The 12904-nt window shown below is 67.9% G+C and carries 11 protein-coding genes; 2 read left to right on the forward strand and 9 right to left on the reverse strand.

Annotated elements, in window-relative coordinates; genetic code table 11:
- Positions 1-17: 17 nt before the first annotated feature.
- Positions 18-1406: a cation:proton antiporter gene (locus tag ACL9RL_RS10175; RefSeq protein WP_422780127.1), complete on the reverse strand. Its 1389-nt coding sequence runs from the start codon at positions 1404-1406 to the stop codon at positions 18-20.
- Positions 1407-1408: 2 nt separating this feature from the next.
- Complete coding sequence (locus tag ACL9RL_RS10180) at positions 1409-1939, reverse strand: cation:proton antiporter regulatory subunit (protein ID WP_422780128.1); 531 nt, start codon at positions 1937-1939, stop codon at positions 1409-1411.
- Positions 1940-2309: 370 nt separating this feature from the next.
- On the opposite strand from ACL9RL_RS10180, the gene ACL9RL_RS10185 reads away from it, so the two are divergent.
- Complete coding sequence (locus ACL9RL_RS10185) at positions 2310-3281, forward strand: hypothetical protein (RefSeq protein WP_422780129.1); 972 nt, start codon at positions 2310-2312, stop codon at positions 3279-3281.
- A gap of 113 nt (positions 3282-3394) precedes the next feature.
- On the opposite strand, the gene ACL9RL_RS10190 is transcribed toward ACL9RL_RS10185, so the two are convergent.
- From ACL9RL_RS10190 to groES, 5 genes are all read right to left on the reverse strand, one after another.
- The gene (locus ACL9RL_RS10190; RefSeq protein ID WP_422780130.1) at positions 3395-5131 is read right to left on the reverse strand and encodes a glycerol-3-phosphate dehydrogenase/oxidase; all 1737 of its coding nucleotides are present in this window, start codon (positions 5129-5131) and stop codon (positions 3395-3397) included.
- A gap of 78 nt (positions 5132-5209) precedes the next feature.
- Positions 5210-6328: a GuaB3 family IMP dehydrogenase-related protein gene (locus ACL9RL_RS10195; RefSeq protein WP_422780145.1), complete on the reverse strand. Its 1119-nt coding sequence runs from the start codon at positions 6326-6328 to the stop codon at positions 5210-5212.
- Between the two features lie 150 nt (positions 6329-6478).
- Positions 6479-7981 carry an IMP dehydrogenase gene (gene guaB, locus ACL9RL_RS10200; protein WP_422780131.1) on the reverse strand — a complete coding sequence of 501 codons (1503 nt, stop codon included), beginning with the start codon at positions 7979-7981 and terminating at the stop codon, positions 6479-6481.
- 155 nt (positions 7982-8136) lie between these two features.
- Positions 8137-9195 carry an EamA family transporter RarD gene (gene rarD / locus ACL9RL_RS10205; RefSeq protein WP_422780132.1) on the reverse strand — a complete coding sequence of 353 codons (1059 nt, stop codon included), beginning with the start codon at positions 9193-9195 and terminating at the stop codon, positions 8137-8139.
- Positions 9196-9290: 95 nt separating this feature from the next.
- Complete coding sequence (gene groES / locus ACL9RL_RS10210) at positions 9291-9587, reverse strand: co-chaperone GroES (RefSeq protein WP_066041091.1); 297 nt, start codon at positions 9585-9587, stop codon at positions 9291-9293.
- A gap of 156 nt (positions 9588-9743) precedes the next feature.
- On the opposite strand from groES, the gene ACL9RL_RS10215 reads away from it, so the two are divergent.
- The gene (locus ACL9RL_RS10215; protein ID WP_422780133.1) at positions 9744-10934 is read left to right on the forward strand and encodes a THUMP-like domain-containing protein; all 1191 of its coding nucleotides are present in this window, start codon (positions 9744-9746) and stop codon (positions 10932-10934) included.
- A 91-nt stretch (positions 10935-11025) separates the two neighbouring features.
- Here the strand turns inward: ACL9RL_RS10215 and ACL9RL_RS10220 are convergent, their stop codons facing one another.
- Positions 11026-11643 (reverse strand): DUF4190 domain-containing protein, encoded by a 618-nt coding sequence (locus ACL9RL_RS10220; protein ID WP_422780134.1) that lies wholly within the window; start codon positions 11641-11643, stop codon positions 11026-11028.
- A gap of 74 nt (positions 11644-11717) precedes the next feature.
- On the reverse strand, positions 11718-12776 hold the full coding sequence (gene tsaD, locus ACL9RL_RS10225; protein ID WP_422780135.1) for a tRNA (adenosine(37)-N6)-threonylcarbamoyltransferase complex transferase subunit TsaD: 1059 nt from the start codon (positions 12774-12776) through the stop codon (positions 11718-11720).
- Between the last annotated feature and the right edge of the window lie 128 nt (positions 12777-12904).

Genomic DNA, 12904 nt, shown 5'->3' on the forward strand with positions numbered 1-12904 from the left:
GTTTGGCCGGGATGTCGCTAGTAATCGGGTTCTCGCTTTCGCACAGGGGGGTCGTCTGACTGGTTCATCGCCTGCTCGACGAGGCGGTCGATGGCGGCTTGCTCGGTCTCGGTCGTCGGCGCGTCCGGATCCTCGGTCGCCGTCGCCGCTTCGACGAGGGCGATCTCCTCGTCGACGATGGGGTTGGTCTTCGTCTGCCGTGTGCGCTTCTTCTTGCCTGTGCGCAGCACGAACGCACCGATCCGTTCGGACTGGCCGGCGACGATGGGGCCCATGATCGCCATGATGAGCACGTACAGGCCCGCGAACGGTTGGATGCGCGGGTCGAGTCCTGCGCTGAGCGAGAGGGTCGCGAGGATGAGCGCGAATTCGCCGCGGTTCTGCAGGATCACCGACGCGTTGATGCCGGCCTGCGGCCCCAACTTGTTGAGCCAGGCGACGAACTGCCCGGCGACGACGTTCAGGAAGACCGTCATCAGCACGGCGATCACCACGGGCAGGATGACCGTGCCGAACTTCGACGCGTCGAGCGCGAGGCCGAAATTCAGGAAGAAGAACGCGCCGAAGACGTCGCGCAACGGCACGGCGACCTGTTCGATCTTGTTCCGGAAGCGCGTCGCACCGAGGACCAGGCCGATGAGGAAGGCGCCGATGGCGTCGGTCACGCCGAGGAGTTCGCCGATGCCGCCGAACGCGACCGCGAGTCCGAAGAACAGGATCGTGAAGAGCTCGTCGTCTTTGGTCCGGAAGAGCCTCGATACGAGCTTCCCGCCGAACCTCGCCACGGCGAACATCACGAGGATGAAGGTGAACGCGATGGCGAGCTTCCCGATCACGGGCCACAGCTCGGTCTCGCCGCTCAGCACAACGCCGACGATCGCGAGGTAGATGGCGATGAAGATGTCCTCCACCACGGTCACCCCGAGGATCATCGGGGTCTCGGCGTTCGTCAGCCGTTTGAGCTCGATGAGGAGTTTGGTGACGATCGCACTCGAACTCGTCGCGGTGATGCCGGCGATGATGAGCGCTTCACGGGTGCCCCAGCCCACGAGGAAGCCGAACACGAGGCCGGCCGCCATGTTGACGAGGATGTAGGAGCCGCCGGAGATGATGAGTTTGCCTGCGTTGCCGATGAACTCGTCCTGGTCGAATTCCAGTCCGAGGTTGAACAGCAGCAGGATGAGGCCGAAGACCGCGATGAGTTCGATCTGCGCGCCGGGGAAGTTGAGTGGGAACCAGCCGGTGTGCGGGCTCGCGAGCAGGCCGACGAGCATGTACACCGGGATGGAGGGCAGCCCGATGAGCTTCCCCAGGCGGCCGAGCGCGTAGGCGATGACGAAGAGGGCCCCGAGGACCACGAGGTCCTGACCGACGTTGGAGCCCTCGGCTGCGGCGGCGAAGTGCATGCCTAGCCTCCGGGCGGAGCGTCCACGGCGACCTTGGTCTTCAGCTCACCGGAGCGGAAGTAGGTGAACGCCTTCGCGACCTTCTCTGGGCTGCCGGCGACGACGAGTGTGTCGCCGGGGAAGACCCGGAAGTCTGCTGCAGGTGCCGGGTTCGCGGATTCTCCGCGGACGACGGCCACGACGGTCAGTCCGACCATGCCCTTCTCGGCCGGGTTGCCGAGCGGCTGACCGGCGATGTGGTCCTCGTAGTCGACGGTGAACCAGTCGATGCTGAGGCCGGGGATCTGGTCGAGTGCGGTGAGCGATTCCGTGATCTGCGTGCCACCGAGGAGTTCTGCGAGGGTGTGCGCCTCGTCTTCGTTGAGGCGGAGCGACACCTTGGTGGCGTCTGCGCCGTCCTCGTAGTCGGCGAAGGTGATGAGGTCGCTGTGGCCGGAGCGGTGGGCGATGACGCCGACTTTGCCGCCGTCATCGGTGACGAAGGTGTGCAGGACTCCCACCCCGGGAAGTTTGACCCGCCGAACATCCACCATGTTGAACTCCTCAGGCTTGTTGTGGCAGTCCTTCAAGTGTATCCGCCCCGCCTGTCCCCTCGTCCCGAGTTCGCCCACGGCTCAGCGCGCTGCGCTCGCTCCCCGTTCCTCCCCGCCTCGCCGCCGCCCCCTCGTCCCCGCTCCTCCTCGCCCCCGCTCTCTGATCCTTGTGCAGCGCGATGCGCTCGCGCACGCACGCCCCGGCGCCGCGAGCGCGGGTCGCAGCCACCCCGCGCTCGCGGCACAGACCCGCGCTCGCACCCGTGCACCCCACGGTTGGAGAGTTCTCCACACGCCTCGAACGACGCGAGTTGTCCACAATTGTGCGATGTCCACCGATGCGGCGCCTCACGGTGCGCGACCGTGAGACATGACCGATGCACAACTCGCCGCCATCGTGCGGCCAGACGGATTCCTCCTCACCCGTGACGCCCGTGCGATCGGCGCCGACCGGCTCATCGAGCGGGCACGACGCGATGGCAGGCTCGTCCGACTCCGCACGGGAGTGCACATGCTGGCGACGAACTGGGCGAGGCTGACGCCGGATCAGCAGTACCGCGCGCACGTCCGGGCGGCTGCGCTCGTGCTCCGGAAGGATGCCGTGTTCAGCCACTACTCCGCGGCCTCGCTGTGGGAGCTCCCGATCATCGGCCCCTGGCCGAGCGCTGTGCACACCATCACGACCGGCGACGCCGGCGGTCGATCCGCGCCGGGCATCATCCGCCACACGACCTCCGCCGTGTTCAACAGTGGCATCCGTGCAGGACACGCCGTCACCGCTGTCCCGCGGACCGTTCTCGATCTCGCGATGTCTGCTCCGCTCGCAAGCGCCGCCGCGGCAGCCGATCGCGCTCTCCGATCCGAGCTCACCACTCGGGACGAGCTCCAGTCGGAACTGAACGCCTGTGTGAGCCGCCGCGGCACACGGCAGGCGAAGTACGTGATCGACTTCGCCGACGGCGCCGCAGACAACGGTGGAGAATCGTTGATGCGCCTCCAGCTCCGACTGCTCGGTTTCCCTCCCCCACGGCTGCAGCACGCATTCTTCGACGCGGACGGCCACATCGGCAATACCGATGCGGACTGGCCGGAGTACGGCGTGGTGCTCGAATTCGACGGCAAGCAGAAATACGTCAACGACGAGTACACCCGCGGACGGTCGGCGGCCGACATCGTGCTCGCCGAGAAACGACGCGAGGACCGGCTGCGCGCGCTCGGTCTGCGCGTCGTCCGCATCACCTGGGCCGATCTCCACGACCCGGTGCGCCTCGCGCGCATCCTCGAGGCAGCCGGAGTGCCCCGGATGACCGCGACCGCCCCGATGCTCCGCGCCTCCGCATGAATCCGCTCTACTTCGCGAGCGCGGGCTTGCGCCGTGAGCGCGGGCTCGGTCGCCCCCGCGCTCGCGGCATCAACCCGCGCTCACACCGTCACGCGCCGCGGCGCCCGCTCGGCCTAGTCGCCGGGGACGATGTCGGGAGCCTCCAGGCGCACGCGGTCGGCGGACTCGTCGTTCGGCTGCTCCTGGGACGCGCGCTCAGCGGCAACGCGCTTGAGATAGAAGTTCACCTCTTTGTCGACGCGGGCCTCGTCCCAACCGAGCACCTCCCCCATGAGCTTCGCGGCGACGGGAGCTGCCGAGACACCCCGGTCCCAGGCTTCGATCGAGATGCGCGTCCGCCGTGCAAGGACGTCCTCGAGGTGCAACGCGCCCTCGTGGGACGCCGCGTACACGACCTCTGCGCCGATGTAGTCGTCGGCGCCAGGCAGCGGATCGGCGAGTTCCGGACGATGCTTGATCAGATCGAGCACCTCGTCCGCGAGCACACCGTACCGGTTGAGCAGGTGTTCGATCCGCGCCTCATGGACCTTGAACGCCTTCGCGATCTTGCCCCGCTTGTTCCAGGCGGCCTGGTATCCCTCCGCCCCGAGGAGCGCGATGTTCTCGGTCGCGCTCGCGGGGATCTTGCCGTCGAGCGCGTCCACCGCCGCATCGATCGCGTCCTTCGCCATCACCCGATACGTCGTCCATTTGCCACCGGCGATGACGACGAGCCCGGGCACGGAATGCGCGACGAGGTGCTCACGCGACAGCTTCGAGGTCTGCTCCGACTCGCCCGCGAGCAGTGGGCGCAACCCGGCGTAGACGCCTTCGACGTCCTCGCGGGTGAGCGGGACGGCAAGCACCTTGTTGACGTGCTCCAACAGATAGTCGATGTCGGCAGCCGTCGCCGCAGGATGCGCCTTGTCGAGATGCCAGTCGGTATCGGTCGTGCCGATGAGCCAGTGCCGGCCCCACGGGATGACGAACAGCACGCTCTTCTCGGTGCGCAGCAGCAGGCCCATGTTCGACTGGAACCGGTCGCGCGGCACCACGAGGTGGATGCCCTTCGATGCGCGCACCTTGAACTGGCCGCGCTCACCGACCATCGACTGCGTGTCGTCGGTCCAGACACCCGTCGCGTTGACGACCTGCTTGGCGCGGATCTCGAATCGCTCGTCGGTCTGCAGATCGTGTGCGTTCACCCCGACGACGCGCTGCCCGACCTTGATGAACCCTTCGACCCTGACTCTGCTCGCGACATGGGCGCCATACGACGAGGCCGTACGCGCGAGCGACGCGACGTAGCGTGCGTCGTCGACTTGCGCGTCGTAATAGGTGAGCCCGCCGACGAACGCGTCCGCCTTGAGGCTCGGGATCGAGCGCAGCACCTGACGCTTCGACAGGTGGCGGTGGTGCGGGACGCCAGGAGGACGCCCGCCCGTCCAGCTGAAGGCGTCGTACAGCAACATGCCCGCACCGATGTAGAGACGCTCGAACACCGGCTTGTTCAACGGATAGAGGAACCGCACGGGCTTCACGAGGTGCGGGGCGATGCGCTGCAGCAGCAACCCGCGCTCGATGAGCGCCTCACGGACGAGACGGAAATCGAGCTGCTCCAGGTATCGGATGCCGCCGTGCACGAGCTTCGACGACCTGCTCGACGTCCCGCTCGCCCAGTCGCGAGCTTCGAGGAGCCCCGTGCTCAGTCCTCGGGTGACCGCGTCGAGCGCACTGCCGGTTCCGACGATGCCACCACCCACCACGAGGATGTCGAGCTCGTTCGATTTGAGCGCTTCGATCGCAGCAGCCCGCTCTTCCTGACCGAGCTTGGTGGACCGTGTGATGCCGTTCGTGGTGGTCGTTGTCATCGTCGAACTCCGCTCTCCGGTTCGCCCCGAAAGCTCCTGCGACAGCAGGCGCTCGTCGTCGAGGCTCTCCTTCCGAGGCTAGTGCGACTGGTAGGGAGCTACAACCACTTCGACCCGCTGGAATTCTTTGAGATCCGAGTAGCCGGTGGTCGCCATCGAGCGGCGCAGTGCACCGATCAGGTTGGCCGTGCCGTCCGAGACGGGCGACGGGCCGTAGAGGATCTCTTCGAGCGGTGCGACGGTGCCGACCTCTACGCGACGTCCACGAGGCAGGTGCGGGTGGTGCGCCTCCGCACCCCAGTGCCAACCGCCGCCTGGGGCGTCGGTCGCACGCGCGAGCGCTGTTCCGAGCATCACGGCGTCCGCGCCCATGGCGACGGCCTTGACGATGTCGCCGGAGGTGCCGAGACCACCGTCGGCGATGACGTGGACGTAGCGTCCGCCCGACTCGTCCAGGTAGTCACGACGTGCACCGGCGACATCGGCGACCGCCGTGGCCATCGGTGCGTGGATGCCGAGCGATGCGCGGGTGGTCGATGCCGCACCGCCGCCGAAGCCGACGAGCACACCGGCAGCACCGGTCCGCATGAGGTGCAGCGCAGCCGTGTAGGTGGCGGCGCCGCCGACGATGACGGGGACGTCGAGCTCGTAAATGAACTTCTTGAGGTTGAGCGGCTCCTGGTTCTTGGAGACGTGCTCGGCGGAGACGGTCGTTCCGCGGATGACGAAGAGGTCGACACCGGCGGCGACGACGGTCTCGTACAGTTCCTGGGTGCGCTGCGGCGAGAGCGCAGCGGCGACGGTGACGCCTGCGGCACGGATCTCGGCGAGGCGAGCGGTCACGAGCTCAGGCTTGATGGGCGCCGCGTAGATCTCCTGCATGCGCGACGTCGCACGCCCGGCCGGCAGGGAGCGGATCTCTGCGAGCAGGGGCTCCGGGTTCTCGTACCGCGTCCAGAGGCCCTCGAGGTCGAGGACGCCGACGCCGCCGAGCTGGCCCATCATGATGGCGGTCGTCGGCGAGACGACGGAGTCCATCGGTGCTGCGAGCACGGGGATCTGGAACTGGTACGCGTCGATCGCCCAGGAGACGGAGACGTCTTGGGGGTCGCGGGTCCTCCGGGAAGGCACCACTGCGATGTCGTCGAATGCGTAGGCGCGACGTGCGCGCTTCGACCGGCCGATCTCGATATCCATACTCACGAACTCAGCCTACCGGTAGGGGTGTCCGGAACAGGATTCGTGCTCCGGGTCCGGGCGTGGATCAACACCGCGGCGATGGCTGTGCTCCGGAAACGGCGAAGGCCCCGTCGCGTGAGCGAACGGGGCCTTCGGGCGACGGGCCGACTACTTGCGGTAGTTTGGCGCCTCCACCATCAGCTGCACGTCGTGCGGGTGCGATTCCTTGAGTCCGGCCGGCGTGATGCGGACGAACTTGCCCTTCGCCTTCAGCTCGGGGATCGTGCGCGCACCGACGTAGAACATCGTCTGGCGCAGGCCGCCGATGAGCTGGTAGGCGACAGCCGAGACCGGTCCGCGGTACGGCACCTGGCCTTCGATGCCCTCTGGGATGAGCTTGTCGTCCGTGGGGACATCGGCCTGGAAGTAGCGGTCCTTGGAGTAGGACGTCTTCTTGCCACGCGTCTGGAGGGCGCCGAGGGATCCCATGCCGCGGTAGTTCTTGAACTGCTTGCCACCGACGAACACGAGGTCGCCCGGGCTCTCGTCCGTTCCGGCGAGGAGCGAACCGAGCATCACGGTGTCCGCGCCGGCGACGAGCGCCTTCGCGATGTCGCCCGAGTACTGCAGACCGCCGTCGGCGATGAGCGGGACGCCGGCCTCGCGAGCAGCGAGCGACGCCTCGTAGACGGCGGTGACCTGCGGCACACCGACACCGGCGACGACGCGCGTGGTGCAGATGGAGCCAGGGCCGACGCCGACCTTGATGGCGTCGGCGCCTGCGTCGATGAGCGCCTGGGCGCCGGAACGCGTCGCGACGTTGCCGCCGATGATGTCGACGTTCGCGAACGCGGGGTCCGCCTTGAGCTTGCGGATGACGTCCAGCACACCGGCGCTGTCACCGTTGGCCGTGTCGACGACGAGGACGTCGACACCGGCGTCGAGGAGCGACCCTGCACGGCTCCACGCGTCGCCGAAGAAGCCGATGGCTGCACCGACGCGCAGGCGGCCGTCGTCGTCCTTCGTGGCGAGCGGGTACTTCTCGCTCTTCTCGAAGTCCTTGACCGTGATGAGGCCCTTGAGCTTGCCGGCCTCGTCGACGAGCGGCAGCTTCTCGATGCGGTGCTTCGCGAGGAGCGCCATGACCGTGTTGCGGTCGGTGCCGACCGGTGCCGTGATGAGACCGGTGCTGGTCATGACTTCGCTGACCTTCGTGGTCGCCTTCTCGAACGGCGAGACGAAGCGCATGTCGCGGTTCGTGACGATGCCGACGAGGATGCCCTCGCCGTTGACGACGGGCAGACCGGAGATGCGGAACTGGCCGCAGAGCTCGTCCACCTCTGCCACGGTGGCGTCGGGCGTTGTGGTGACGGGGTTCGTGATCATGCCGGACTCGCTGCGCTTCACCCGGTCGACCTGGTCGGCCTGGTCCGCGATGGAGAGGTTGCGGTGCAGCACGCCGAGGCCGCCCTCACGAGCCATGGCGATGGCCATGCGCGCTTCGGTCACCGTGTCCATGGCGCTCGAGAGGAGCGGGGTGGCGACGGAGATCCGCCTGGTCAACCGCGACGACGTGTCCGCTTCGCTGGGGATGACGTCGGTGTGCCCGGGCAACAGCAGGACGTCGTCATACGTGAGTCCTACAAAACCGAACGGATCAGGCTGGTCCATCTTTCCCTTTCATCAGCACGTCATCCGCATCGGGATGTCAAAAAACACCGGAAGGGCGGACCGTTCCGGCGATATCTCCATGGTAACCGAGTGTTACGCGCCGCTATTCCCACGTTCCTGGGAATCATGCAACGGACATCCGGACGAGCATGCCGTCATGCCGTCCGCGCGACGGGCTCGGCGCGTCGCGCACGCCGACCGGACAGCAGCAGGTCGACCGTGAGGACGGCGAGCGCGACCCAGACGAGGCCGAACCCGAGCCAACGCTCCGGCGGCATCGGTTCGTGGAGGATCGCGACCCCGACGATGAACTGCAGCACGGGTGCGCAGTACTGCACGAATCCCATCCAGGTGAGCGGAAGGCGACGCGCCGCAGAGGCGAAGAAGAGCAGCGGGACGGCCGTGATGACCCCGGCGCTCACGAGCAGGAGGGTGTGCCACACGCTCACCGTGCCGAAGGTCAGCCCGCCCATCACACTGACGACGATGAGCTGCACGATCGCGACGGGGGTGAGCCACACGGTCTCGATCGTCAACCCGGACACGGCATCGACCGAACCGCCGACGAGTTTCTTGATGTAGCCGTAGAACCCGAACGAGAATGCGAGCACGAGCGCGATCCACGGCAGGCTCCCGTAGCCGATCGCGAGGACGAGCACGGCGAGCAGACTCACGCCCACGGCGACCCACTGCGCCGGTCGCAACCGTTCCCGCAGGAAGAAGACGCCGAGGAAGACGGTCACGATCGGGTTGATGAAGTAGCCGAGCGACGCCTCCACGACGTGCCCGGTGAGCGTCGCGAAGACGTAGGTGAGCCAGTTCACATAGATGAGCGCGCCGGCCGCGCCCATCGTGAACATGATCCGCGGCTGCCGGAGCAGGGCGATGAGCTTCCGCCAGGTGCGGGTCGCCGTGATCAGGACGACGCAGAAGACGAGGGAGAACAGCACGCGCCATGCAACGACCTCGAGTGCGCCGGCCGGAGCGAGGGCGATGAAGTACAGCGGGAGGAAGCCCCACAGCCCGTAGGCGGCGAACGCGTACACCAGGCCGCTTCGGCTGTGCGCGGGCCGCTTTGCACCGGAACCCGACCCACCAGCTCCAGAGGCCACGCCACCTCCAGCGCCGGCACCACCGGCCGTCCCAGCACCCGAACCTACTTCGCTCGGAGTCGTTGTTGCGGCGGGATCGGATGGTGTCTGCATTGTTCTCATCGTACGTGGCGGAAACAGCACGGTCGCTCGGTTAACAGACACAGCCCGGATGGTTTCCGCCATCCGGGCTGTGGTGTTGCGAAGTTGCTGGTGTCCTAGCGGACGACGACTGCGAGGACGTCGCGAGCGGACAGGACCAGGAAGTCCTCACCGGCGTACTTGACCTCGGTGCCACCGTACTTGGAGTAGATCACCTTGTCGCCGACGGCGACGTCGAGGGGGACGCGGTTGCCGTTGTCGTCGATGCGACCGGGGCCCACTGCCACGACCTCGCCCTCCTGGGGCTTCTCCTTGGCGGTGTCAGGGATGACCAGACCGGACGCGGTGGTCTGCTCTGCCTCGACCTGCTTGATGACGATGCGATCCTCGAGCGGCTTGATGGAGACCGACACGGTTGACCTCTTTCTTAAGACGAAGACGTGTTAGCACTCTCATTGTGAGAGCGCTAATTCCAGTCTAGGGATGTTCTGGCACTCACGCAACGCGAGTGCCAACCTGCGACTGATACCGTTGCCGGATGCACAGTGCCATCGCAGGGAAGCGCTGACGTGGAACGCAGCGAACTCGTCGAACTCCTGACCGCTGACGGCCTCCGACTGCTCGATTCCCTCCCACCGTACCCGTCCAAGGACGAAGCCGTGCGACTCGTCGGCAGGCTCCGCGCGGACGGGCACTCCCCCGCACTCGTCGCGGCCGTGCTGACGCAGTCGCGTCTCCGGGCGAAGGCCACCGCGAAGTTCGGGCCGTTCGCCGAGCGCATGCTCTTCACGGAGGCCGGCCTTGAGCAGGCGACGCGACTCCCGGTCGCCGCGCTGCACGCCGGTCGCTTCGCGCAGGCCGACGTCCGTCGCGTCGCCGACCTCGGCTGCGGCATCGGTGCAGACGCGATGGCCATGGCCGCGATCGATCTCGACGTCACCGCTGTCGACATCGACGAGGTCACGGCCGCCATCGCGAGCTACAACCTCGCCCCCTTCCCGAACGCGAGCGTGCGCAATGAGCCCGCGGAAGGCATCGATCTCGGAGCATTCGACGGGGTCTACTTCGATCCGGCCAGGCGCACGGCCGGCCACGGCAATACGAGCCGGCTGACCGATGCCGCAGACTACACGCCATCGCTCGACACGGTGTGGGACGCTGCCGGGCGCCTGCCGACGGGCGTGAAGTTCGGGCCGGGCTTCGACCGGAGCCTCATCCCCGCCGAAGCCGAGGCGCAGTGGGTGTCTGTCGATGGCGCGCTCGTCGAGATGGGCCTGTGGTTCGGTGCGCTCGCACGCCCGGGGATCAAGCGGTCCGCGCTGCTCATCGACGACGACGGCCATCACGAGCTCCACGCAGAGGCCGATGTGGACGATGCCGCCGTGCGTCCGCTCGGCGAGTACGTCTTCGAACCGGACGGGTCGGTCATCCGTGCCCGTCTCATCGGCATGCTCGCCGAACAGCTGGGCGCCAGGATGCTGGGGGCCGGCATCGCGTATCTGACCGGCGACGCAGCGGTCGCGTCTCCGTTCGCGACGGCGTTCCGGGTCCTCGAACGGCTCCCGATGGACGAGAAGACGCTCAAGCGCGCGATGAAGGAGCGTGGCATCGGCGTCCTGGAGATCAAGAAGCGCGGCGTCGACGTCGATCCGGCAGCGCTGCGACGCAGGCTCTCGCTCAAGGGCGACCGTCAGGCGACCGTCATCCTGACGCGCGTCGACGGCAAGCACACCGCGCTCCTCGTCGAGCGCGTCGCCTAGCCAGGCCCGCGTAGGCGTGAGCGCGGGTCTCCACCGCGAGCGCGGGCTGTACGCGCACCGCGCTCACGAACAGGTGCGCGCGCGCAACCCGTCAGGAACGCAGATACCCGATGATCGTCACGATGCTGTAGGTCAACCACCCGGCGGACAGCACCAGACCGACGAAGCCCGTGACGATGCCGGTGAGCGCGAATCCGCGACGGGTGGTCTCACGCTGCCGGCTGAGGAAGCCGAGCACGATCGCGGCGATCGAGAACGGGAATCCCCATCCGACGAAGATCGAGATGACGAGACCGATGATCCCCGTGACGAGGGCCCAGACGGCGCGAGTCGACGTCTGCGGCAGCTGGCGGGCGCCCGGCCCGTGGTACTCGCCCTGGTACGCGGGGTATCCGCCGGTGCTCGGCGCCTGATAGATCGCGGTCGGCACCGTCTGCAGGAAGGTGGGCTGCTGCTGGTACTGCGCCTGCGGCTGTCCGTGCGACGGCTGGGCCGGCTGCTGGTAGAGCCCCGGCTGCGCCTGCGGCACCTGTCCCGTCGGCGGGTAGAGCGGCGGGTACGGCTGCTGCTGCGCGGGAGGCGCCACCGGCTGCTGCACTGGCGGCAGCACAGGAGGCACGACAGGCTGCTGCACAGGCTGCACGACAGGCTGCTGCACAGGCTCCGACTGCCGCCCTGGCTCGACGGGAGGGATCGTCTGATCGGTCATGGAGTCTCCTCTGCTCGCACGCAGCCGGGCGATGTCGCACCGATGCCGCACGCCGCCATCCTATGCGTTCGTGATCAGCGGACCTGGATCTCCGTCACCGGCAGCGTCGAATCCGCCCCGAAGTCGAGCGACGACGGCTCGTTCCCGGCCGTGATGAGCTGGGACGCGAGCGCCGCGATCATCGCCCCGTTGTCGGTGCAGAGTTGCAGCGGCGGGATGCGGAGCGCGATGCCGGCCGCCGCGGTGCGCTCGGCTGCGACCTCGCGGAGACGGGCGTTCGCGATGACGCCGCCGCCGAGGAGCAGGCGGGGAACGCCGAGGTCGGTGCAGGCGGCGATCGCCTTGGTCACGAGCACGTCGACGACCGCCTCCCGGAAGCTCGCGGCGACGTCGGCGGTCGGGACGACCTCACCGGCGTCCTCCCGTGCTTCGACCCATCTGGCGACGGCGGTCTTCAGCCCGGAGAACGAGAAGTCGTAGCGATGCGCCGCCATGTCCTTCGGCAGGCTCAGGCCGCGCGGGAACCGGATCGCCTTGGGGTCGCCGGAGGCTGCGGCACGGTCGATCTGCGGACCGCCGGGGTACGGCAGCCCGAGGACACGTGCGACCTTGTCGAAGGCCTCGCCGGCCGCATCGTCGATCGTCTCGCCGAGCAGTTCGACGTCGGAGACGAGGTCCCGCACGAGGAGGAGTGAGGTGTGCCCGCCCGAGACCAGCAGGGCGATGGTCGGATATTCGAACGGCCCGTCCGCGGTGTCGAGGATGTCCGCGCCAACGTGGCCGACGAGGTGGTTGACGGCGTAGAGCGGCTTCCCGAGCGACACCGCGAGCGCCTTGGCAGCCCCGACGCCGACCATCAGCGCACCGGACAACCCCGGCCCGCTCGTCACGGCGACGGCGTCCAGTTCCTGCAGGGTCACGCCGGCTTCGGCGAGCGCCGCGGCGATCGTCGGTTCGAGGGCTTCGAGGTGTGCGCGCGCAGCGACCTCGGGGACGACGCCGCCGTATCTGGCGTGCTCGTCCATGCTCGACGCGATCGTGTTGGACAGCAGGGTGCGTCCGCGGACGATGCCGATGCCGGTCTCGTCGCAGCTCGTCTCGATCCCGAGGACGAGCGGTTCGTCGCGGTTCATGACTGGTTCTCCGTGGTCTCGGCGATGGGGGTGGGCGGCACGGCAGCACCGGGCACCGCAGCAGCTCCAGGCACCGCAGCAGCTCCAGGCACCGCAGCAGCTCCAGGCACCGCAGCAGCTCCAGGCAC

The organism is Plantibacter sp. Mn2098 (assembly GCF_049319745.1).
In the GTDB taxonomy this organism is placed as follows: Bacteria; Actinomycetota; Actinomycetes; order Actinomycetales; family Microbacteriaceae; genus Plantibacter.

Bases quoted from the DNA above. Each gene is read 5' to 3' on its own strand.
- ACL9RL_RS10175 (WP_422780127.1), bottom strand. From the start codon at position 1,406: ATGCACTTCGCCGCCGCAGCCGAGGGCTCCAACGTCGGTCAGGACCTC.
- ACL9RL_RS10180 (WP_422780128.1), bottom strand. From the start codon at position 1,939: ATGGTGGATGTTCGGCGGGTCAAACTTCCCGGGGTGGGAGTCCTGCAC.
- ACL9RL_RS10185 (WP_422780129.1), top strand. From the start codon at position 2,310: ATGACCGATGCACAACTCGCCGCCATCGTGCGGCCAGACGGATTCCTC.
- ACL9RL_RS10190 (WP_422780130.1), bottom strand. From the start codon at position 5,131: ATGACAACGACCACCACGAACGGCATCACACGGTCCACCAAGCTCGGT.
- ACL9RL_RS10195 (WP_422780145.1), bottom strand. From the start codon at position 6,328: ATGGATATCGAGATCGGCCGGTCGAAGCGCGCACGTCGCGCCTACGCA.
- guaB (WP_422780131.1), bottom strand. From the start codon at position 7,981: ATGGACCAGCCTGATCCGTTCGGTTTTGTAGGACTCACGTATGACGAC.
- rarD (WP_422780132.1), bottom strand. From the start codon at position 9,195: ATGAGAACAATGCAGACACCATCCGATCCCGCCGCAACAACGACTCCG.
- ACL9RL_RS10220 (WP_422780134.1), bottom strand. From the start codon at position 11,643: ATGACCGATCAGACGATCCCTCCCGTCGAGCCAGGGCGGCAGTCGGAG.
- tsaD (WP_422780135.1), bottom strand. From the start codon at position 12,776: ATGAACCGCGACGAACCGCTCGTCCTCGGGATCGAGACGAGCTGCGAC.